Below are 21,972 nucleotides of genomic sequence, written 5' to 3' on the forward strand. Positions count from 1 at the left end.
ACAAAATTGGTATTTCTAATTATTAAATATACGTAGTATTTTAGTTTGCTCAAAAAAACACCCATCAAATGTCAACAACATCGGCTATTTTCTCTTTTGGACAAGACTACCTAACCAGTGGCAAAGCGCTACAAATTGCAAGAGGTACATTACAAGCAACCATAACTGAGGAAACTAGAGATAAAATAAGGCAAAGCGCTGCACATGTAGCTTCTATTGTAGATAAAGGAGAACCTGTATATGGAATCAATACAGGTTTTGGTCCATTATGTACTACCAAAATATCCAAACAGGAGACCAACATATTACAAAGTAATATATTACAAAGTCATAGTGTTGGTGTTGGAGAGCCCATAGCTACCGAAATAGCCAAACTGATGTTAATTTTAAAATTACAATCCCTGTGTAAAGGATTTTCTGGTATCGCAGAAGCTACAGTTGATCGAATTCTATGGCATATTGATACTGATGTAATCCCTGTAGTACCTAGCCAAGGCTCAGTAGGTGCTTCAGGAGACTTAGCGCCATTATCGCATTTATTTCTTCCATTATTGGGACTAGGCGAAGTAGTTTATAACAATAAAACACTTCCCGCTAAGGAAGTATTGCAAGCACACAACTTAACGCCTTTAGATTTAGGTCCTAAAGAAGGCTTAGCACTAATCAATGGAACTCAGTTTATAGCAGCCCACGGCGTCAAAGTAGTTGAAAAATTACAACAATGTCTTTCGCAGGCAGATATCATCGGAGCTATGATGATAGAAGGCTTGCAAGGTTCAGTGAAGCCTTTCTATAAGGAATTACACCAACTAAGACCCTACAAGGGAAATATACACGTAGCTGCCAGAGTACAAGCAATGCTTCAAGGTTCTGAGATAATGGAAGATCACATCGATTGCGATCGTGTACAGGACCCCTACTCCCTGCGTTGTATACCACAGGTGCACGGGGCATCCAGAAATGCCTGGCTTCATCTCAAAGAACTTTTAGAAGTTGAGCTTAATGCTGTCACCGACAACCCGATTATTATCAATGACCAACTAACGATAAGTGGTGGTAGTTTTCACGGGCAACCCTTAGCCATGGCTATTGATTATGCTTGCTTAGCTGCTTCAGAATTGGGTAACATCTCAGATCGTAGAATATATTTGGCCTTAGAGGGTAACTCACCAGGAGTTCCCAAATTACTGATGAAAGACACCGGTATCAATTCAGGATATATGATCCTACAATACACCACAGCTGCCCTGGCCAGCGAAAATAAAGGATTATGCTTCCCCTCTAGTGCGGATAGTATACCAACCTCATTAGGCCAAGAAGATCACGTAAGTATGGGTTCTATAGGTGGTAGAAAAGCACTACGTGTCCTAAATAATCTCGAAAAAATCTTGGCAATCGAATTATTAACCGCAGCTCAGGCCTTTGAATTCCGTAAACCCTTAAAATCTGGACCTGTACTCGATGAGATTCATCAACTGGTTCGCAAACAAGTTGCATTTGCGGATAAAGATCGTGTGTTTGCAGATGATATCAATAAAGGAATTACCCTAATACAAGCCGGACTCGTATTAAAAACAGCCGAAAAAGCGGCTAAAGAACATAATGTATCATTATTTACAAGTTACTCTGAGGAATTTGAAGTATATTAATACGGGCGTTACCCCTATTCGGGGTCGGGCTTTTGGCAGTCGCTACCCTATTACTAGGGTGAGCTCCAACAAAGCCGCAATCCCTAACGCAAGCTAAAAATGTAGACCAATGAGTCAAGAACATAGTTACAAATTGATCGGTCCAATTACGCAATTGATCAGTATGGAAGGACTTCCAGTCAAAGGAGCCTTAAAGGATGAAGAACTTCCAATTATTCAAGATGCTGGAATACTACTACAAGATGAAAAAGTTATCGCAGTTGGTTCACATAGAGAACTCTTAAAAAAAGCCCAACGTCTCAAAGCCCAACTAATCGAATTAAAAGGAAAGTATGTGGCAACACCAGGATTCATCGATTGCCATACCCATATATGCTTTGCAGGGAGTAGAGCAAAAGATTACGCGATGCGTAATGCCGGGAAGAGCTATCTTGAAATTGCTAAAGCAGGTGGAGGTATCTGGGACACCGTAACCAAAACCAGAGAAGCTTCTTTGGAACAATTGTTTCATAACACTATGAAACGGGCAAATCAAATGATCAAAAATGGTATCACCACTATAGAAGTTAAAAGTGGTTATGGTTTATCCATAGAAGAAGAATTGAAAATGTTACGAGCCATCGCACTTGCCAACCGTAATATCGAAGCTGATCTTATTAGCACCTGTTTAGCGGCTCATATGCTCCCTAAAGATTTCAATGGATCTGAATCAGCATATTTAGAATGGATATCTAAAGAACTTTTTCCGGTCTTAAAACAAGAGAAGTTAACCAACCGGATTGATGCGTTTATTGAAGAAAGTGCTTTTTCAACCGCAGATATTATTCCCTACTACTCCAAAGCTATTGAAATGGGATTCAACTTAACCGTACACGCGGATCAATTTACAACGGGCGGTAGTCAAGTTGCAGCAGAAATGGGCGCGCTTAGTGCAGACCATTTAGAGGTAAGCACAGACACCGAAATTGCTATCCTGGCCGCCAGTAATACCATAGCCGTAGCCCTTCCAGGTGCATCTTTAGGATTGGGATGCGCTTTCACTCCTGCAAGAAAGATTTTAGATCAGGGCGGTGCCTTGGCAATCGCTAGTGATTGGAATCCTGGATCTGCGCCGATGGGAGACCTATTAACACAAGCAAGTATTTTGGGCACCTTTCAAAAATTAAGTAATGCCGAATTATTAGCAGGTATTACCTATAGAGCTGCAGCTGCTTTAGATTTAACCGATCGCGGTACTATTGCCAGCGGTAAGTTGGCAGATATCAATTTGTTTGCTACTGACGATAATAATGAAATTTGGTATCATCAAGGTAAACTCACTCCTGCGCAAGTATGGAAAAATGGAGAATTGATTTTCACCGAGCACTAAGCCAGGTGCCAAAGTATAGAAGCAGTTAGTGCTACAACTGGTAAAAAGTCTAAATCAAAATCTTTGATATAAAGATAAAAACACACATAAACCTATAACGAGATTATTCCATGACGTTCGCAGAACAAATCATACAAGGGATACCTAACACCCTTCCTAAGAAAAAAGAAATAAACCCAGGTATTAGTAGAGCCCCAAAACGGAAACAAATACTAACCGATGACGAAAAGCTCCTTGCAGTAAAAAATGCATTACGCTATTTTCCGGTAGCTTGGCACGAGGATTTAGCCCCCGAATTTTTGGAGGAGCTAAACACTCTAGGGCGTATCTATATGTATCGTTTTATGCCAGATTATGAAATGTACGCCCGGCCGATATCTGATTATCCCTCAAATTGCGCTCAGGCAGCAGCGATAATGCTTATGATTCAAAATAATCTTGATCCTGCTGTCGCACAACACCCTTATGAACTAATTACCTATGGAGGTAATGGGGCCGTTTTTCAAAACTGGGCACAATACCTCATAACGATGCAATATCTGGCAACGATGACGGAACAGCAAACCCTACATATGTATTCGGGTCATCCTATGGGATTATTCCCTTCTAGCCCAGATGCGCCAAGGGTTATCGTTACAAATGGAATGATGATTCCAAATTATTCCAAGCCGGATGACTGGGAGCGATATAATGCCTTGGGCGTTACACAATATGGGCAAATGACTGCGGGTAGTTATATGTACATTGGTCCTCAAGGTATCGTACACGGTACCACTATAACCGTTATGAATGCTTTCAGAAAAACATTACATCCCGGAGAAACTCCTGCAGGAAAAGTATTTCTTACTTCTGGTCTTGGAGGGATGAGTGGCGCACAACCAAAAGCAGGAAATATTGCAGGCTGCATTACTGTATGTGCTGAAGTAAATCCTAAAGCTGCTCAAAAACGCCACGAGCAAGGATGGGTCGATGAAATTTGCACAGCTATCGATCAATTGGTAGCACGGGTCCGGCAAGCTATAGCTCAAAAAGAGATTGTATCCATTGCCTATCAAGGAAATATTGTAGAAGTTTGGGAAATATTCTACGAAGAACAGATAAAAGTAACGCTTGGCTCCGATCAAACTTCATTACACAACCCGTGGTCAGGTGGTTATTATCCAGTAGGTCTAAGCTATTACGAAGCAAACACAATGCTTGCTACACAGCCAGAGTTATTCCGGCAAAAAGTAAAAGAAAGCTTAATTAGACAAGCCGATGCGATTAATAAACATACCGCATCAGGTACTTACTTTTTTGATTATGGTAACGCCTTTTTACTGGAAGCATCAAGAGCTGGTGCAGCTATCATGGCAGATAATAAAATAGATTTTAAATACCCTTCTTACGTGCAGGATATATTAGGTCCGATGTGTTTTGACTATGGATTTGGTCCTTTTAGATGGGTTTGTAGTTCAGGTAAAGAAGAAGACCTGGATCGTACAGATCAAATTGCGCTTGAAGTGATGGAACAGATTAAAAGCACTGCACCCAAGGAAATTCAACAACAAATGCAGGATAATATAACCTGGATTGCCAACGCAAAGCAAAATAAGCTCGTTGTAGGCTCTAAAGCACGTATTTTATATGCAGACTCCGAAGGAAGGATAAAAATCGCTCAGGAGTTTAATAAAGCGGTAAAAACAGGACACATTAGCGCTCCCATTATTCTTGGAAGAGATCATCACGACGTAAGTGGTACGGATTCCCCCTATAGAGAAACCAGTAATATCTACGATGGTAGTAAGTTTACGGCTGATATGGCGATACACAATGTGATCGGTGATAGTTTTAGAGGCGCTACCTGGGTATCCATCCATAACGGAGGTGGTGTGGGCTGGGGAGAAGTTATTAACGGAGGCTTTGGATTGGTCTTAGATGGCTCCGAAGCAGCAGATCATAAATTACAAAATATGTTATTTTATGATGTTAATAACGGTATCTCGCGGAGAAGTTGGGCCAGAAACGAAGAGGCTCTTTTTGCGATCAAGCGCGAAATGGAGCGAACACCTAACCTTAAAGTAACCCTACCCAATAAGGTGAAGGATTCAATAATAGATAAATTAAAGTAATACCCTTATCATGTATCAAAAAATTAACCAATCCTTATACACTGGTAGACAGTCCAATAAGATACATTACCTGCACGAAAAGATTAAATTTGTAGATTTAGACCAACACCTTACTAAATCAATACACAAACCAGTGTTTAGCATACTGGGATACTGCTGTGATGAAGGTGTTAAACGCAACAAAGGACGCGCAGGAGCTGCGGCAGCACCTGATATGATTCGAAAAATGATAAGTCCACTAGCCAATCACTTTCCGGATTCCTTAGACATCTTAGATTTTGGTAACATTTATTGCGATAACAAGGACCTTGAAAAAATTCAAACTTTTACTTCAGGTAAAATACAAGAAATAACTGAAAATCAAATTTTTAATATAATACTAGGTGGTGGTCATGATTTAGCCTACGCGCACTTTAATGGACTCAAAAACGCTTTCCCTAAAAAGAAAATTGGAATCATCAACTTGGATGCTCATTTTGATTTAAGAGCTATGGATGAGCAAGGAACTTCTGGAACTCCATTCTATCAAATCGCATCAGAAAACCCAGAAAATTTCCAGTATTTATGTTTAGGGATTCAAAAAGAAAGCAACCATAAAGAACTCTTTTCTACAGCGGAAAAATTTGGAGTAAAGTATCTTTATAATCAAGAATTCGTTATTCAAAACTATGAAAATGTAAGCAGGTTAGTTGATGCATTAACATCTACTGTAGACCTTATTTATTTAAGTATTGATCTAGATGGATTTTCATCGGCTATCGCGCCTGGAGTAAGTGCTCCTTCTCCATTAGGTTTTCAGATAGATATTGTTGTAAAGGTAATTGAGGATGTCATAAAATCAGAAAAATTAGTCGCTTGTGATATCGTAGAATTAAACCCCACTTATGATATCGATAATACCACAGCAAGGCTAGCAGCTCGATTGCTTTACAAAATTTTTGAATTAAAAATTAGTCAAATCCAACAATAACCCGATCATATAACAGCCTTTTAAGGGTCGATAAAATCCTAAAATTATAGCAAAAGGATTAACAAAATAACATTATTGTTTGTAGCTTTACCTAATAACAGATACTAGAACCACTAATTTAATATCCAAGCAAGCGTTGGACGCCTATGGATCAAATCAACTTTTATCAAATCTTAATATTTGGCTTTCAAGGATTAATCATATCTTTTTTATTATTACTCCTTTTTCAGTTGAGAGCAACATTTGGCGTAGGACTTTTATTCGCCACGATGGGGCTTTTTCAGTTTATGCAAGCTTTATTAGCAAGCACCTTATATTATGAGATTGCTGATGGTCTAATGATCTCTCCGGGGTCCTCCGTGATGTTTCCCGCTACTTTATTTGCGATATTACTGATTTACATCAAAGAAGACGCTACCGTTACCAGGCGACTCATCTATGCGTTAATAACAGCCAATATTGTAATGTCTGTATTACTTTTATCATTCCGATTTAACATCGAGGAATCGTTTCAATTTAACAATTTTAATCTTTCCTCAGTTTTCTTTGATGGTAACGCCCTGGTTTTGATGATTGGTACAGTGGCTTTATTTTTAGATTCATTACTCATCATATTCACCTTTGAATTCATCTCTAAATACTCCACCAATCTATTTATCCGGATTTGTTTTACAATGCTTATCGCTCTGACTTTTGATGCCGTATTTTTCGCTTTATCTACTTTTTGGTACTTTGATAACGTAGGGTCGTTTTTAGAATCTGGCTTATATTCCAAAGTATTTTCTGCAATTTTTTACAGTATAGTATTTAGCTTGTATCTAAAGTATGTTGATAAAGAAGAATACAAACCTAAGTTCTTAACGTTTAAAGACACCTTCCACGCGCTTACCTATAAACAAAAGTTTATAGCAGCAGAGAAAGCAGCGCAGTTAACCCAAAGCCGGTATAAAACATTAACTAATATTTCTCCTGTTGGAATATTTATGACCAAACCTAATGGTAAAACTATTTTTGTAAATCCAAGATGGTGTGAAATATCAGGAATGAGTTACGAAGAAGCGCTTGGAGAAGGATGGCTCAAGGCAGTACACCCGGATGACAGGCAGCGGCTAAAAAAAGGTTGGGAAAACGATACCGAGGATCGGAAAGCCTCATATTCCGAGTACCGATTTATTAACAAAAAAGACGGAAGTATCAAATGGGTACTAGGCCAGGCGATACCCGAATACGATGAAAACGGCAGAATTTCTGGCTACGTAGGCACCATAACAGATATAACGGAAATCAAACTGTATGAAGAAGAATTGAGTCGCCTCAAAGATAAAGCAGAGGAAAGTGATCGTTTAAAATCTGCTTTTTTAGCCAACATGAGTCACGAAATCAGAACACCAATGAACGGCATCATGGGATTCGCGGAATTATTAAAAGAACCTAAATTATCAGGTGATGAAAAAAGTTTATACCTAAGCCTCATCGAAGAAAGCGGTAAACGTATGCTTAACATCATCAAAGACATTATAGATATCTCCAAAATAGAATCCGGTCAGGTAACTGTCACCCCATCGGATGTTGCCATTAATGAGGAAATCACCTATTTATACCAATTTTTTAAACCTGAGGCCGATAAAAAGAATCTGGAACTATCATTCCATTTAGATTTAACTAATGAAAATGCGGTAATACGAACTGACAAAGAAAAACTAGTAGCGATTCTCACTAACCTCATCAAAAATGCTATCAAATACACTAATGAGGGTGCTATATCCTTTGGATATCAAAAGGTAAACAAAGATAAACTTGAATTTTTTGTAAAAGATACTGGAATAGGAATTCCTAAAAACAGGCAAAAAGCCATATTTAAGCGTTTTGTACAAGCTGATATTAAGGATCGATATGCCTTAGAAGGCGCAGGTATTGGTCTTTCTATTGCTAAAGCCTATGTAGAAATGCTAGAAGGTAAAATACGAGTTGAAAGTACCGAAAACATAGGTTCGACATTCTATTTTACCATCCCTTATATAAAAGCTTCATAGTAAAACTACGCAAAGAAGTATTTTAAACCCTAATCCATTCTAATGATCTTGGCACCTACTGCACGCAGACGTTCATCTATATTTTCATAACCTCGATCGATTTGCTCAATATTATGAATAGTAGAAGTCCCCTTTGCACTTAATGCCGCTATCAATAGTGAAATCCCCGCTCTAATATCTGGAGATGTCATTGTGGTTGCTTTCAACTGTGATTTAAACCCGTGACCAATGATGGTTGCCCGGTGTGGATCACATAAGATGATCTTTGCTCCCATATCTATAAGTTTATCCACAAAGAACAAGCGGCTTTCAAACATTTTTTGATGCACCATTACTTCGCCTTGGGCTTGAGTGGCTACTACTAAAATGATACTTAACAAATCTGGCGTAAAACCTGGCCAAGGTGCATCAGATATCGCCATTAATGATCCATCAATAAAACTTTCGACCTTATAGCCATCTTTGTGCTCTGGTATAAATATATCATCATTGACCCTTTCGATAGTAATCCCTAATTTTCTAAAAGTATCCGGAATTAAGCCTAGATTATCCCAACTTACATTTTTGATAGTCAATTCACTTTTAGTCATTGCCGCAAGACCAATCCAAGAGCCTATTTCAATCATATCTGGCAATACCGTATGCTCACATCCGTGCAACTCCGAAACTCCTTCAATAGTTAATAGATTTGAGCCAATTCCTTCAATTTTAGCTCCCATAGCATTCAACATTTTACACAATTGCTGAATGTAAGGTTCGCAAGCGGCATTATATATGGTGGTTTTACCCTCAGCCCTTGCTGCTGCCATAATGATGTTGGCAGTACCCGTAACCGAAGCCTCATCTAACAACATATACGTTCCTTTGAGCCCTTCGGGTGCCTCTACACCATAAAAACGTTCTTCTTTGTTATATCTAAATTCTGCTCCTAGGTTTATAAAACCTTCAAAGTGCGTATCTAATCTTCGTCTTCCTATCTTATCACCTCCCGGCTTAGGAATATATCCCTTTCCGAATCTACCTAATAAGGGTCCAACGATCATTATGGAACCACGTAAGGCACTCCCCTCTTTTTTAAACTGTTCACTTTCTAAATAATCCAGATTAAGCGCATCACTTTTAAAAGAAAATTTGCCTTTACTTAGTTTTTGAATTTTTACCCCTAAGTTGCCTAATATTTCTATTAGTTTGTTGACATCTCTTATATCAGGAATATTAGAAATCGTAACCTTATCAGGCGTCATTAGCACAGCACATAAGATTTGCAATGCTTCATTTTTAGCTCCTTGAGGAATGATTTCTCCTTTTAATTTATGACCTCCTTCAATCTGAAAAACACTCATATAATCGGTATGATTCTATAAAATTTATTTGTGACTATACTATGGAAAGTACGTAAGCTTAGTTACGTTTTTTTCTACTTCTATGACTTCGTTTGTTGGTGTGCCTTTTTTTCTTACCCTTCATCAGATCTGAAGAATCTGTTAGGTCTTCACTAGTTCCTTTAAGATTGATTGCACCCTTACTCAACTCAAATAAATGTTGGAAAATAGCCTCATCCTCTACGGTATCTTTATTCCAATTAAGATAGCATTTCTTCATATGATTAGCGATGGTAAAAATCAAAGCATTTTTCAAATCCCCATCTTCCCACTGCTTGGCTACATCGATCATACGTTTAATATTATTACCATAAAATCGATATTTAGGATGATTTTGCGGATAATCTAATGGCTCTGGTCGTTCTTCGAGCTTTTCTTTGGTGAGCACCGGAACAGGGGTATCCACATCAAGTTTAAAATCACTCATGATCATCAATTGATCCCATAATTTATGTTGAAACTCAGGAACGTCTCTTAAGTGGGGTTGCAAATTACCCATTACATCGATAATAGATTTCGCGATTTTATTGCGCTCTTCTTTATCTTCAATAGAGATGGCGTGATTGACCATTTTTTGCAAATGACGACCATACTCTGGTATAATTAACTTCTCTCTTTCGGTATTGTATTCTAAACTATCTATTTTCATAATAATAAGGTGAAGTATTCTACGATACTTATACTGTTGTGTCGCAAAATAATAAAATTATTGCTTTTAAAGGTGTTTGTTTTACAATGATATGACGCCTTCTACTTTTTCTGCTATTTCTTTATATTTAGCAATGACCTGATCAGGGTTTTTCATTCGTACATTAATAGAAACACTAGTGTAGGTCCCTTTACTGGATTTTTTAGTCTGTATTACTGCCCCTAAATTATCAAAAATAGATTCTATCTGATCAATTTTAGATTTTTCACTAGGAACAATAAACTTATACAAGTAGGCAGATGGCCAGTCAGCGGTTTCAGTTAGTTGTACTTTTAATTTATTGTAAAAATCTTCTGATTTACTCATAGCAATTGTAACTCCGTATAAAGCTACAAAGATACATTTTACTTCTTAGATAACCCTTTACTAGTCATCAGATTTTCGTAGTCTTCTTCAGTATCAATATCAAAAAATAAAGAACCAGGATCAAGACTAGGTATGATTTTATTGGTGTTGAGTAGTTTTTTTGCTCCACCAGCACCCTTTAGCTTTAACAGTTGTTCAAAATAGTTCTTTGAAAAAATAGCTGGTACCCCTAATGTTTCTGGATAACGCGTTGCGACCATGTCACGGTCATTCTGAATATAGAGTTCAATTAAATGATTTAAATACTTATGATCTAATAACGGTTGATCCACTAAAGAAATCAATACTCCTTCATAAGCTGTCTTCTTTTGGTTTATAAAGTCAACACCACAACAAATTGAAGAACCCATGCCTTTTTGCCAATTTGCATTGGTTATAATGTGTATATCATAATCCAAGATTTGATTAGCGATTACCGCGCGATTATAACCTAAAACAACAAAAGTTTCTGTATCCGTTAACTGTAAAGACTCTTTGACAACGAATTCTATTAAAGACACACCAGCGTAGGGCAACAGTTGTTTTTCCCTGCCTAATCTGCTCGAAGAACCTGCTGCTAATATTAGATGGGCTAACACTTCTCTTTAGGCTTTTGAGATGGCAATACTTTCTTTTGGGTCGTGTATAGCTCCTTTTTTATCTTGAAGAAAAATTGGGTTTTGATTTCTATGTAATGCCAAAATTTCAGACAAAATAGAAATTGCTATTTCTTGTGGTGTCTCTGCTCCAATATTCAAACCGGCAGGGCCATGGATGCGCTCCAAAAACTTTGAAGGTGTCTCTGGGTTGTATTCTATTAATGCATTTAATAACTTTTCTCTTCGTTGAGCAGGTCCTAACAAACCAATATACGAGGGTATGGCAGATTGACTTAATGCTTGAAGATATAATGCATCTTTAGCAAAATTATGTGTCATCAATACTACAACCGTGTCTTCATCAATAAACATAAAATCAGGACTATCTGTAGCGATCTTTTTAAATTCAGTTGCACCTGTAAAATCGGTTAATTTCTGAGGACTCGAAGGAGCACCGACCACTACAACTTCCCAACCTGATAAACTTGCTAATTTACAAAGTGAAACCGAATCATGTTCTGTACCTATAATGACTAATCGCATACAAGGGTTCATTTTATCTTTATGGTTTTCTAAACTACTCGCTGTAACTGTTTTTTTATAATTTGGATAAAATGGAATTTCCTTATTACTTTCAGATTCGTTGACAGTAACAACAGAACCTATAGTGTTTCCGGTTAATAAAGACTTTGAATATGTGGAAGTGATATCAAATGTCTTTCTTTCACCTAATAGTTCTTTTAGGGTATTAATATGGGTTGTAGACAGATCCAACGGTTCAATTAAAATATACAAAACACCCTCGCAACCTAACCGGTATTTTCCATCATAGGTCATCATTTTAGCGGTTTTGTTTGTAAATACAGCTTGAGCTTGACGCAAAACCTCTTTTTCTACACATCCACCGCTTACTGCTCCTGTCATTACGCCGTCTTCACGAATTAACATACGCACTCCAGGTCGACGATAGGAAGAACCTTCTACATACACCACAGTAGCGAGCACTGTAGCTTTACCCAGCTGTTTTGCAATAGCATACTGAGTTAGTATTTCTTTAAATTCGTGCGTCATATTAACCTAAAGGAGCCTTAACTTTTAATTCATTAACAAATGGTTGTTTATACAGTCGTTTACCGGTGGCTATTTTAATCGCATTCGCCACTGCCGCTCCCGCAGGTGGTAAAGCAGGTTCTCCTAAACCGGTAGGCGCATAGTCATTTTTGATAAAATGAGTTTCCACCTGTGGTGTTTCATTAATTCGGATCAAATGATAGGTGTTAAAGTTTTTATCTACGGGGGTTCCTTTTTCAAAGGTAAAATTACCGTACATTGCGTGGCCAATTCCATCAAGGACGCCACCCTCTATTTGATTTTTTGCTCCCAACGGATTAACTACGACTCCACAGTCTACTACACACGTTACTTTTTTAACCACAGGCACTTCATTTTCCATCACCACATCAGCAACTTCCGCTACGTGAGTATTATGACAATAGTACGAACTAAAACCCTGATAAACACCTTCCTTTGGTTGACCATAACCTGATTTGGCAACTGCTTCTCGGATTACATTTTGCAATCTTTCTGGAGAATACTGAATTCTTTCGTCGGTGGTACCTTTTACTTTCTCTAGCAACTCCAGTCGAAGAGCTATATTATCTTTACCTAACACTTCGGCTAACTCGTCAAAGAAACTCTGCTCTGCAAAAGAAAGGAAGTTGGTATATGGCGCTCTCCAAGCACCTGTAGTGATATTACTGTCGTATTTGGCAACATCCACTTGATAATTTTCGATGGCGCCTGCCGGGAAGAAATTAGGTATCAATCCATACATATTAGAATTAATGGAAGCTTCTTTTAAGTGATACCCTGTAATTTCACCATCTTTAATGGAGGCCGAAATCTTATATTTTATGGCAGGTCTATATACGCCCGCGGTCATATCATCTTCTCTAGTATACACCACCTTAACGGGTTTTTTAACTATATTAGAAATTAAGGCTGCTTCTTGAGCGAAATCTCCGTATAACCTTCTACCAAAACCGCCTCCCATCCGGGTCATCTCTACACTTACATCTTTGACATCGCGTTCTAATAAGGTAGCTACTTGTTGTGCAGTACGCTCTGGTGTTTGTATTGGGCCAACAAGTCGCACTTTTTCATCCTGTACATCTGCAAAGAAATTCATAGGTTCCATACAGTTGTGCGGTAGAAAAGGAGATTCATAAACTCGCTCCAATACCTGATCTGCCTCTGCAAAGGCTTTTTTTACATTACCGTCAGCTCGCATGGTTTTAAAGTCTTTACCATTCAGTAAATCCATTAATTTTTTATCATGCATAGCTGTGCTTTCAATTTCGGTATCTTCCTCCCAGTTTGCTTTTATTAAATCTCTAGCCTTCATCGCTGTCCATGTATCTTTTGCTAGCACGGCTATACGATTTTTAACATCTATAATATCAACAACTCCAGTAACGTTTTTCGATTCACTAGCATCATAATCCTTGAGTTTCAACCCAAAAGAAGGTGCTCTCATTACCACAGCGGTTAACATACCATCTTCTTTGTAATCCAACCCAAAGAGTGGCTTACCGGTAACTATTTTATCTACATCAACGTTTACAATGTCCTTACCGATTATGGTAAAGTCTTCTGGCTTTTTTAAAGTAACTTCTTCAGGCACCTCAAGTACTGCGGCATCCTTAACCAGTTCTCCGTACCCCAAGGTGGCTCCATCGGGTCCTTTTACTACTCCCGCCTCTGTTGTACAATTTTTAGGATCTACATTCCAGCGTTGTGCTGCAGCATTGATCAACATTTGTCTAGCCGTGGCTCCTGTTTGTCGTAACGGCTCCCATCCTAATCGGATCGATTGGCTACCACCAGCTACTTGTCTTGTATAATTTTCAGTGTCTAAAGCTCCTTGTACCACCCTTACATTATCCCAGCTTATATCTAATTCTTCTGCAATAAGCATAGGCATGGAAGTTTTTACCCCCTGCCCTATTTCTGGATTTGGTGAAAAAATAGTCACCATACCATTGTCGGCTATCTTGATAAAAGCGTTAAAGTCATTAAAGTTTAATTGCGATATGTCTACTGGGGGCTTTGCTTCTGGTTTACACGCCTGAAATAAATTAAACCCTATAAGCATTCCGCCTCCAGCTAAAGCCGAAGTTTTGATAAAAGATCTTCTACTTAAATGTATGTTATTTGATGATTTCATGATCTTGATTTATAGGATTTAACTGAGTTTAGAAGACGCGGTTTCAATTGCTTTTTCAATTCTATTATATGAAGCACATCGACAAAGATTACCACTCATAGCATCTCGGATATCTTCTTTAGAAGGGTTTGCATTAGTATTTAAAAATGCTGAAGCTGACATTATTTGTCCAGCCTGACAGTAACCACATTGTGGAACATCTATTTCTTTCCAGGCGATTTGAACCGGATGAGAACCGTCCTCTGACAACCCTTCAATTGTGGTGATTTCCATAGCTTCTACCATGGAAACTTTGAGCAAACAGCTCCGGGTTGCAGTACCGTCCACATGAACGGTACATGCTCCACATTGTCCTATACCACAACCGTATTTGGTTCCAACAAGATTGAGATGGTCTCTGAGTACCCAAAGTAATGGGGTATCTGGATCTGCCTCTATCGAATGTGCAGTTCCGTTAATTTTTAAATTATAAACAGGCATGAGAATTTTTTTTAGTGTAAATATGTAAACCGTTGTTTAAATTACTAAAAAAATAAATCATCGTAAGAGATTTAACAGACCTTTAAGGGATTGAATAAACTTTCATAATCGCATAAATATTCCGAAATTTGCATTAAAATTATATATCTTGACCAAACAACGTGTTGTTATTACTGGAGCACCAGGAACCGGAAAGACTTCTGTTATCTTACAATTGGAAAAATCAGATTATTTCTGTTTTCACGAAATTGTAAGGGATTTTACAAAAGACAGTAAAGAAACTACAGCGATAACTTCTAACCCTATTGTATCTGTTGAAGACCCCCTAGCCTTTAATAAAAAAATTTTAAACGGTCGTATAGCTCAATATAAAGAAGGTAGCAATCAAACCAACGACTTGTTATTCTACGACCGAGGAATCCCTGATGTTTTGGCGTATATGGATTTTTTTAATCAACCCATAGCAGCACACTTTAGTAAGGCGTGTAAAGAATACATTTATAACAAGGTTTTTCTTTTACCACCCTGGAAAGAGATATACAAAGTAGATGAAGAGCGCTTCGAAAGTTTTGATCAGGCTCAGGAAATACATAAACATTTAGAAGAAACTTACACCAGGTTTGGATACCAATGTCTTACTGTTCCATTGGATACTGTAGACAATCGTGTCTCATTTATACTCAACCATCTTTAAACTAATCCATGAACAATCTTGCTGCAAAAATATTAGAGCAATATTGGGGCTATCAAAGTTTTAGACCCTTGCAGGAAGCTATTATTCAAAGTGTATTAAACAAAGAAGACACCTTTGCTTTATTACCTACAGGTGGTGGTAAGTCCATTTGTTATCAGGTACCTGCATTAATTAAAGAAGGGATCTGCATTGTCATATCACCACTCATAGCTTTGATGGAGGATCAGGTTACTAACCTTAAAAGTAAAGGAATTAAAGCTATTGCATTAACCAGTGGGATTAGTTTTTCTGAGTTAGACCAGCAATTGGATAATTGCATTCACGGGGGATATAAATTTTTGTACCTATCGCCAGAGCGATTACAGCAAGACATTGTGCAGGAGCGATTAAAGCAAATGAACATCAGTTTTATTGCAGTAGACGAAGCACATTGCATTTCGCAATGGGGTAATGATTTTAGGCCTTCCTATAAAAAAATTACCATACTAAGAGAAATCAATCCAACGCTACCGATGATTGCGTTAACTGCTTCTGCTACCAAAGAAGTGGTGAGTGATATTATTACTGAGCTTGACTTATTCGACCCAAAGCTATTCAAAAGCTCATTTTATAGGCCCAACCTTAGTTATAACGCCATAAAAGTGAGTGATAAAAATTATGCCTTGCTTCAAGTATTACAAAAACATCAGGGTAGTGCCATCATATATGTACGCAATAGAAAATCGTCTGTTGCTCTTGCTGAGCATTTAAAAGATCACGGTATTTCTGCTCAATTTTATCATGGAGGGGTTGACAACAAAGAAAAAACAAAACGATTTAAAGCCTGGTTACATAATTCAACTAGAGTCATGGTGGCTACCACTGCATTTGGTATGGGTATTGACAAACCCGATGTACGAGTAGTAATACATTATGATATCCCAGAAAGTATTGAGAGTTATTTTCAAGAAGCAGGTAGATCCGGACGTGATGGAGAAAGTGCTACCAATGTACTATTATACCAGGATAAAGATATAGCTCGGGTAAAAAATCAATTTATAAAGGTATTACCCGATACGGATTATGTAAAAATGGTGTACCGCAAGTTGACCAGCTATTTTCAGATTTCCTATGGCGAAGGTGAGCAAACACTACACAACTTTAACTTTATTAAATTTTGCGGTACCTATTCGCTAAATACTTTAATAACCTATAATGCATTGCAGTTTTTGGACCGATGTGGGGTCATCCGCTTTACACAGAAGTATCAAAAAAAGACCAATCTTCAATTTATCGTTTCAAGTAAAGAAATTCTGGATTTCGTAGAAACCAATCAAAAAATTGAATATATTACTAAAGGTATTTTAAGAACCTATGGTGGCATATTCGATGACAGTTTAACCATTGATCTATCATTAATTGCTAAAAAAACTAAATTTTCCGAAAAGGACATTGTAGAAGTTCTTGAGCAGTTACAAAAAAAAGAACTGGTGGTTTTTGACTATACAATATCAGATGCTGAAATACTTTTTTTACAACCAAGAGAGGATGATCGAACTATTAATAGGGTTAAACATTTTTTAAAAGCACAAAACGCATCCAAAATTAACAAGGTACATAGTATACTTGAGTTTATTGAAGATCAAGATACCTGTAAAAGTCAATTATTATTGCAGTACTTTGGAGAAAGCACTTCTGAACCCTGTGGGATTTGCAATGTTTGTAAAAAGAAAAACGCACAGCAAGTCAGTGATAAGGATGTTCAAAAAGAAATTCTCTCCTTATTAAAATTAGAACGCATAACATCCAGGCAATTGGTTGAAACTTTACCTTTTGACGAATCAGTATTACTCAATGAAATTCAAAAGCTCATACAGCAAAATAAAGTAAAGATAAACTACGACAACACATACGAAATTATAGGGCATGACAGATAAATTAAGAATCGTTTATATGGGTACGCCGGATTTTGCGGTAGCTACCCTTAAGGCAATATTAGAGCATAATTACACCGTTGTTGGGGTGATAACTGCTCCGGATAGACCTGCGGGTCGCGGTCGAAAGCTAAAGGCATCAGCTGTAAAAGAATTTGCTGTAGCTAAAGGCTTGAAAGTATTACAACCCACAAATCTGAAAAGTGAAGAATTTATTGAAGAATTACGTTCATTAAACGCTAACCTTCAAGTAGTGGTTGCTTTTAGGATGTTACCAAAAGTAGTGTGGGATATGCCTAAGTATGGTACATTTAACCTGCATGCTTCATTACTACCTGAGTATAGGGGTGCAGCTCCAATTAACTGGGCAATTATTAACGGAGAACAAAAAACGGGAATCACTACTTTTTTTATTGATGACAAAATCGATACCGGAAAAATCATTGCTCAAGAAGAAGTTGCGATTACTGAAGAAGATACAGCAGGCACGCTGCACGATACTTTAATGAACAGGGGAGCGTCTTTGGTCATCCAAACGCTTCAACAAATAGAATCAGAAACCGTATCCTTACAATCCCAACCGTTAGAGGAAAGCTTTAAAACCGCATACAAACTCAATAAGGATAATACTAAGATTGACTGGACTAAAGATGCAAGGACCATACAAAATTTGATAAGAGGGCTTAGCCCATACCCCACCGCGTGGTCTTATTTACAAAACAATGGTGAAGAGTATACTTTTAAAATTTACAAATCTTCGTACACTGAGGAAACCCACTCTTATGAAATTGGAAAACTTAAAACAGAAGAAGGTAAAATAATAATTGCCATTGATGGTGGATTTATAAGCATAGAAGAGCTACAATTACCAGGTAAAAAAGCTCTAAAAGCTACAGACTTACTCAATGGCTACTCCTTTTATAAAGACGCGAAAGTCTATTAATAGTGACTTCATACTTAAAAAAGACCACAAGTAAAGCCGTATGTTTTCAACCAATTCTATTAGGATTAAGTAGATTTGTCCAAAAAATTAACAAAATTCACGGTTGTTTATTAACAATCCAGCATAGTTATTAACAAAACCTCCCATTTGCTGCATTATAGCTTGCATGAATCATAAATCCGTATAAATTTGTAGAGCGTTTAACAAATGATTGGTTTAACCAACAATTAATTTTAAAAACATAATTATGAACAAAACAGAATTAATCGATGCAATGGCAGCTGACGCTGGAATCACTAAAGCAGCAGCTAAAAAAGCCTTAGAATCTTTCTTAGGAAATGTAGAAGGTACTCTTAAAAAAGGAGACCGTGTTTCTTTAGTAGGTTTCGGTTCTTGGTCAGTTTCTAAAAGAGCTGCTAGAGAAGGTAGAAATCCACAAACAGGAAAAACTATCCAAATCGCAGCTAAGAACGTTGTGAAGTTTAAGGCTGGTGCGGATTTACAAGATGCAGTTAACTAATCACTTAGTTTACAATATTAAAAAAGCTCTCATTTTTTGAGAGCTTTTTTTTGTTTATTAAATGCTAAAAAGCCCAGCAGTGCTTTGATAATTAGAAATAAATAACTAGATTTAGTTATCTAAATGTTATCTTTATGATATCACTTCAACCCTCCAAAGGACATTTATTGATAGCAGAACCATCTATAATAGGAGATATTTCTTTTAATAGGTCGGTTGTTCTTTTGGCGGACCATAGTGAACAAGGCTCTATCGGTTTTATTCTAAACAAACCATTGGATTATTATTTATCCGATCTTATTCCTGAAATTGAGACTGATTTTGAGATTTACAATGGAGGGCCTGTAGAACAGGATAATCTTTATTTTATTCATAAAGTACCGGAGCTAGTTCCCGATAGCGTTGAAATATCTGAAGGTATTTATTGGGGTGGTGATTTTGCGGTGGTTTCTGAATTGATAAAAAAAGGATTAATTACACCCTCCGAAATTCGTTTCTTTCTGGGGTACTCGGGTTGGGATGCCGAACAGCTAGAGCAGGAATTACAAGCTAATTCTTGGGTAATTGTGGAGAATAGTTACAAGAAAAACATTTTTGTAAAATCCTATAATACCTTTTGGAAGGAAAAAATGCTAGAGCTGGGTGGAGAATATATGCTTTGGTCCAACGCTCCTGAAAATCCCAGTTACAATTAAGTTAGTCTTACCCTAGCGTTTAATGTACCCAGTAGACGCTTAGCTACGATCGTTCTGTACGCTTTCTTTTTATATTTTGATATCGGTTGTATACCAGTAATTACATTCGTAATAAACAACTCATCTGCCTTCTGTAATTCAAATGGACTGATGGATTCTTCTTTTACCTCGTAATCGTCTAGTTTTTCTAAAATTCTCAATAATTGAGTTCGCAGTATGCCTCTAAGACAGCCATCAGCTAATGGAGGTGTTTTAATCACATTATCTTTTACCAAAAATAAATTTCCATTAATCGCCTCAATCACCATTTTATTAGAGTTGAGCAACAACGCATTCTGGAACCCATTCTCTTTTGCAAAAATACCAGCCAGGACATTCACTGCTTTGTTATTGCTCTTTACTGTTGACAATAAGTCTGCCATAACGTAATGATCCTTAAACAAAGTGACCTCGTAATCGCTCTCCTCTATGGTATAAAATCCATTAGTGATTTCACTAGCTTGAATGGTATACACTACCTCATTGGATAAAGGAGTGTAAAAACCTTCAGCGTGTCTACTTACGGTAATTTTTATTCGCGCTGCCTTATCCTGTAGTTGGTTTTTATCAACTAGTGTACATATTTCCTCTTCTAAAAACTCTGGCGTAAATTCCATCGGGATTTGCATTCTTAAAATACGCATGGAGGCCATAAGTCTAAAGTAATGATCTTCCCAAAACAATATTTTGCCTTGATTTACTCTTATGGTTTCAAAAACAGCATCTCCATATGCATACCCCCGATTAGATAAATGAATTAAAGCCTGTTCATCCTTACACAATTCTCCATTAAGATTAATCATAAAAAAACCCTTGAAATTACATGAATTAGAAGGGTGCAAATATACTATTAAATTATGTTTTAGGTAGAACCAAGCACGTGTTTTAGGTTACTTATTAAATTTTCCCATAACATTTTATTTTCATCTAATTCGTCCTCTTCAGAAAAATCCGAAATCATTAAAGAAACGTCTTTGGTGATTTCATCCACCTGAATACGGATCTCAAAGAAGTAATCATTACCTTCTTCTTCATCCTCAACCCATCTAAATTTGATCCGCTCTCCACTTTTTTTACTTAGTAATTTAGCTTCCTCCTCAGAGTCATCCCAAATAAAAGTAAACAACTCCCCTCGAGAATTTACATTATCTGCAAACCACTCTGAAAGTCCTGAAGGTGTTGAAATATATTGATAAAGCAACTGAGGTGATGATTGAATCACAAACTCCAGTTCAAATTTAATTTTGTCTGACATATTGTTATTGTTAATAAGCCAATATATAGATTAATTACATACTTTAAAAGGCGAATGAAAAAAAAATTAATTCTTTACTTTTTGTTTGCGTCAATATATTTTGTTTTTATATTTGCACCCGCTAAAGGAAATCAAGAACCCTTAGTAAATATCAAAAACGGCGAGGTAGCTCAGTTGGTTAGAGCGTCGGATTCATAACCCGGAGGTCACGAGTTCAAATCTCGTTCTCGCTACAACATAAGTCCAGCAGTATTCTGTTGGACTTTTTTTATTCGCTTTTCTGGAGTACATAAATATCCATGAAAAAAGCTTATCTATACTAAGACAAGCTTTACTTCGCATTACGGTTTCACCGAGACTAAATCGTTATTTCGTATTTTATCAAATTAGTAATCAAAATCCTCTAAACCTCCATCTAACCCATAGGTAAAATCAAATGAAGTACCACCGGTTTGGGGCTTCAAGGTAATTTGATACTTTAGTTCCTTGTTATTACCATTTTCTGGATTAAAAATACTTGCCATGTGGAGTACCCCATCAATATTCTTTTCGTCTTTTAACTTTTTTACAGAGGCTGCAATCAATTCTTCTAGTTTAGGTAGACTTATATCCTTATCCAATCTAAAAAGAAAATCCTCTGCTTTGCCTCCACTTATCTCTAAGGTAATCTCTGAAGTTTGTTTCCAATTTCCTTGCATCCAGTTCCATTCTTCTAAGGTAAGAGAAGATGGTTTATCCGTACCAGAAGCATTAAAATAAGTCCCCATATTAGGATCATGAAATATAACTAACTGAGAGTAATAGGCATTTTCTCCAAATTGATCTTTGAGCTCTTCTTGTATTTCTGTAAAATCTTTTACATCTCCTGATGAATTGAAACCGCAGGACGCTGATAAGATTACAATTAACATTAAAATCAAATTTTTCATAGTAAATTAGTGTTTAGTTGTCATTATTATTTTTTTGGATTGTTTCACTGGAAAATTATTTTTTTTCCAGTCTTCCTGGAAAGCATAATATTTTAGCAGCACAACCGGTGT

At 37.1% G+C, this 21,972-nt stretch carries 20 protein-coding genes and 1 tRNA gene; 11 read left to right on the top strand and 10 right to left on the bottom strand.

Annotated features, from left to right (window positions below; all coding sequences use genetic code 11):
- Positions 1 to 68: 68 nt before the first annotated feature.
- From hutH to EV197_RS15535, 5 genes are all read left to right on the top strand, one after another.
- Complete coding sequence (gene hutH / locus EV197_RS15515; RefSeq protein WP_130287719.1) at positions 69 to 1,649, top strand: histidine ammonia-lyase; 1,581 nt, start codon at positions 69 to 71, stop codon at positions 1,647 to 1,649.
- A gap of 109 nt (positions 1,650 to 1,758) precedes the next feature.
- Positions 1,759 to 3,018, top strand: coding sequence for an imidazolonepropionase (gene hutI / locus EV197_RS15520; protein WP_130287720.1), 1,260 nt, complete (start codon positions 1,759 to 1,761; stop codon positions 3,016 to 3,018).
- A gap of 110 nt (positions 3,019 to 3,128) precedes the next feature.
- Positions 3,129 to 5,129, top strand: coding sequence for a urocanate hydratase (locus EV197_RS15525; protein WP_130287721.1), 2,001 nt, complete (start codon positions 3,129 to 3,131; stop codon positions 5,127 to 5,129).
- Positions 5,130 to 5,139: 10 nt separating this feature from the next.
- Positions 5,140 to 6,099: a formimidoylglutamase gene (gene hutG / locus EV197_RS15530; protein WP_130287722.1), complete on the top strand. Its 960-nt coding sequence runs from the start codon at positions 5,140 to 5,142 to the stop codon at positions 6,097 to 6,099.
- A gap of 146 nt (positions 6,100 to 6,245) precedes the next feature.
- Complete coding sequence (locus EV197_RS15535) at positions 6,246 to 8,132, top strand: PAS domain-containing sensor histidine kinase (protein ID WP_130287723.1); 1,887 nt, start codon at positions 6,246 to 6,248, stop codon at positions 8,130 to 8,132.
- Between the two features lie 29 nt (positions 8,133 to 8,161).
- Here the strand turns inward: EV197_RS15535 and murA are convergent, their stop codons facing one another.
- The 7 genes from murA to EV197_RS15570 all read right to left on the bottom strand — a co-directional run bounded on the left by murA (position 8,162) and on the right by EV197_RS15570 (position 14,873).
- Positions 8,162 to 9,475, bottom strand: a complete 1,314-nt coding sequence (gene murA / locus EV197_RS15540) for a UDP-N-acetylglucosamine 1-carboxyvinyltransferase (protein ID WP_130287724.1) — start codon at positions 9,473 to 9,475, stop codon at positions 8,162 to 8,164.
- Between the two features lie 58 nt (positions 9,476 to 9,533).
- Positions 9,534 to 10,163 (bottom strand): DUF4290 domain-containing protein, encoded by a 630-nt coding sequence (locus EV197_RS15545; protein WP_130287725.1) that lies wholly within the window; start codon positions 10,161 to 10,163, stop codon positions 9,534 to 9,536.
- Between the two features lie 81 nt (positions 10,164 to 10,244).
- Positions 10,245 to 10,529 carry a DUF493 family protein gene (locus EV197_RS15550; protein WP_130287726.1) on the bottom strand — a complete coding sequence of 95 codons (285 nt, stop codon included), beginning with the start codon at positions 10,527 to 10,529 and terminating at the stop codon, positions 10,245 to 10,247.
- Positions 10,530 to 10,567: 38 nt separating this feature from the next.
- Positions 10,568 to 11,167: a nucleotidyltransferase family protein gene (locus tag EV197_RS15555; RefSeq protein WP_130287727.1), complete on the bottom strand. Its 600-nt coding sequence runs from the start codon at positions 11,165 to 11,167 to the stop codon at positions 10,568 to 10,570.
- A 6-nt stretch (positions 11,168 to 11,173) separates the two neighbouring features.
- On the bottom strand, positions 11,174 to 12,238 hold the full coding sequence (locus EV197_RS15560) for an XdhC family protein (protein ID WP_130287728.1): 1,065 nt from the start codon (positions 12,236 to 12,238) through the stop codon (positions 11,174 to 11,176).
- Between the two features lies 1 nt (position 12,239).
- Positions 12,240 to 14,393 carry a xanthine dehydrogenase family protein molybdopterin-binding subunit gene (locus EV197_RS15565; protein ID WP_130287729.1) on the bottom strand — a complete coding sequence of 718 codons (2,154 nt, stop codon included), beginning with the start codon at positions 14,391 to 14,393 and terminating at the stop codon, positions 12,240 to 12,242.
- A gap of 18 nt (positions 14,394 to 14,411) precedes the next feature.
- The gene (locus tag EV197_RS15570) at positions 14,412 to 14,873 is read right to left on the bottom strand and encodes a (2Fe-2S)-binding protein (protein WP_130287730.1); all 462 of its coding nucleotides are present in this window, start codon (positions 14,871 to 14,873) and stop codon (positions 14,412 to 14,414) included.
- 148 nt (positions 14,874 to 15,021) lie between these two features.
- Here EV197_RS15570 and EV197_RS15575 point away from each other — a divergent pair, with 148 nt between their 5' ends.
- The 5 genes from EV197_RS15575 (at position 15,022) to EV197_RS15595 (ending at position 19,638) form a co-directional block, all read left to right on the top strand.
- The gene (locus tag EV197_RS15575) at positions 15,022 to 15,567 is read left to right on the top strand and encodes an AAA family ATPase (RefSeq protein WP_130287731.1); all 546 of its coding nucleotides are present in this window, start codon (positions 15,022 to 15,024) and stop codon (positions 15,565 to 15,567) included.
- A gap of 8 nt (positions 15,568 to 15,575) precedes the next feature.
- Complete coding sequence (locus tag EV197_RS15580) at positions 15,576 to 17,483, top strand: RecQ family ATP-dependent DNA helicase (RefSeq protein WP_130287732.1); 1,908 nt, start codon at positions 15,576 to 15,578, stop codon at positions 17,481 to 17,483.
- Positions 17,473 to 18,423: a methionyl-tRNA formyltransferase gene (fmt, locus tag EV197_RS15585; RefSeq protein WP_130287733.1), complete on the top strand. Its 951-nt coding sequence runs from the start codon at positions 17,473 to 17,475 to the stop codon at positions 18,421 to 18,423. The genes EV197_RS15580 and fmt overlap by 11 nt, the downstream gene beginning before the upstream one ends.
- Positions 18,424 to 18,670: 247 nt before the next feature.
- Complete coding sequence (locus EV197_RS15590; protein WP_130287734.1) at positions 18,671 to 18,943, top strand: HU family DNA-binding protein; 273 nt, start codon at positions 18,671 to 18,673, stop codon at positions 18,941 to 18,943.
- A 134-nt stretch (positions 18,944 to 19,077) separates the two neighbouring features.
- Positions 19,078 to 19,638, top strand: coding sequence for a YqgE/AlgH family protein (locus EV197_RS15595; RefSeq protein ID WP_130287735.1), 561 nt, complete (start codon positions 19,078 to 19,080; stop codon positions 19,636 to 19,638).
- On the opposite strand, the gene EV197_RS15600 is transcribed toward EV197_RS15595, so the two are convergent.
- Together EV197_RS15600 and EV197_RS15605 are read right to left on the bottom strand one after the other, a co-directional pair.
- Positions 19,635 to 20,480, bottom strand: a complete 846-nt coding sequence (locus tag EV197_RS15600) for an aminotransferase class IV (RefSeq protein ID WP_130287736.1) — start codon at positions 20,478 to 20,480, stop codon at positions 19,635 to 19,637. The two genes, EV197_RS15595 and EV197_RS15600, sit on opposite strands and share 4 nt — an antisense overlap.
- 59 nt (positions 20,481 to 20,539) lie before the next feature.
- The gene (locus EV197_RS15605; protein WP_130287737.1) at positions 20,540 to 20,932 is read right to left on the bottom strand and encodes an START-like domain-containing protein; all 393 of its coding nucleotides are present in this window, start codon (positions 20,930 to 20,932) and stop codon (positions 20,540 to 20,542) included.
- 159 nt (positions 20,933 to 21,091) lie between these two features.
- Here EV197_RS15605 and EV197_RS15610 point away from each other — a divergent pair.
- Positions 21,092 to 21,165 (top strand) — tRNA-Met (locus EV197_RS15610).
- 153 nt (positions 21,166 to 21,318) lie between these two features.
- Here EV197_RS15610 and EV197_RS15615 read toward each other — a convergent pair.
- Positions 21,319 to 21,861 carry a hypothetical protein gene (locus EV197_RS15615; protein WP_130287738.1) on the bottom strand — a complete coding sequence of 181 codons (543 nt, stop codon included), beginning with the start codon at positions 21,859 to 21,861 and terminating at the stop codon, positions 21,319 to 21,321.
- Between the last annotated feature and the right edge of the window lie 111 nt (positions 21,862 to 21,972).

The sequence above is a fragment of the Aquimarina brevivitae genome (genome assembly GCF_004216895.1).
Taxonomy (GTDB): Bacteria; Bacteroidota; Bacteroidia; order Flavobacteriales; family Flavobacteriaceae; genus Aquimarina; species Aquimarina brevivitae.

Excerpts from the sequence above, each read along its gene's own strand:
- hutH (WP_130287719.1), top strand. The coding sequence starts at position 69 with ATGTCAACAACATCGGCTATTTTCTCTTTTGGACAAGACTACCTAACC.
- hutI (WP_130287720.1), top strand. The coding sequence starts at position 1,759 with ATGAGTCAAGAACATAGTTACAAATTGATCGGTCCAATTACGCAATTG.
- EV197_RS15525 (WP_130287721.1), top strand. The coding sequence starts at position 3,129 with ATGACGTTCGCAGAACAAATCATACAAGGGATACCTAACACCCTTCCT.
- hutG (WP_130287722.1), top strand. The coding sequence starts at position 5,140 with ATGTATCAAAAAATTAACCAATCCTTATACACTGGTAGACAGTCCAAT.
- EV197_RS15535 (WP_130287723.1), top strand. The coding sequence starts at position 6,246 with ATGGATCAAATCAACTTTTATCAAATCTTAATATTTGGCTTTCAAGGA.
- murA (WP_130287724.1), bottom strand. The coding sequence starts at position 9,475 with ATGAGTGTTTTTCAGATTGAAGGAGGTCATAAATTAAAAGGAGAAATC.
- EV197_RS15545 (WP_130287725.1), bottom strand. The coding sequence starts at position 10,163 with ATGAAAATAGATAGTTTAGAATACAATACCGAAAGAGAGAAGTTAATT.
- EV197_RS15550 (WP_130287726.1), bottom strand. The coding sequence starts at position 10,529 with ATGAGTAAATCAGAAGATTTTTACAATAAATTAAAAGTACAACTAACT.
- EV197_RS15560 (WP_130287728.1), bottom strand. The coding sequence starts at position 12,238 with ATGACGCACGAATTTAAAGAAATACTAACTCAGTATGCTATTGCAAAA.
- EV197_RS15565 (WP_130287729.1), bottom strand. The coding sequence starts at position 14,393 with ATGAAATCATCAAATAACATACATTTAAGTAGAAGATCTTTTATCAAA.
- EV197_RS15570 (WP_130287730.1), bottom strand. The coding sequence starts at position 14,873 with ATGCCTGTTTATAATTTAAAAATTAACGGAACTGCACATTCGATAGAG.
- EV197_RS15580 (WP_130287732.1), top strand. The coding sequence starts at position 15,576 with ATGAACAATCTTGCTGCAAAAATATTAGAGCAATATTGGGGCTATCAA.
- fmt (WP_130287733.1), top strand. The coding sequence starts at position 17,473 with ATGACAGATAAATTAAGAATCGTTTATATGGGTACGCCGGATTTTGCG.
- EV197_RS15590 (WP_130287734.1), top strand. The coding sequence starts at position 18,671 with ATGAACAAAACAGAATTAATCGATGCAATGGCAGCTGACGCTGGAATC.
- EV197_RS15595 (WP_130287735.1), top strand. The coding sequence starts at position 19,078 with ATGATATCACTTCAACCCTCCAAAGGACATTTATTGATAGCAGAACCA.
- EV197_RS15600 (WP_130287736.1), bottom strand. The coding sequence starts at position 20,480 with ATGATTAATCTTAATGGAGAATTGTGTAAGGATGAACAGGCTTTAATT.
- EV197_RS15605 (WP_130287737.1), bottom strand. The coding sequence starts at position 20,932 with ATGTCAGACAAAATTAAATTTGAACTGGAGTTTGTGATTCAATCATCA.
- EV197_RS15615 (WP_130287738.1), bottom strand. The coding sequence starts at position 21,861 with ATGAAAAATTTGATTTTAATGTTAATTGTAATCTTATCAGCGTCCTGC.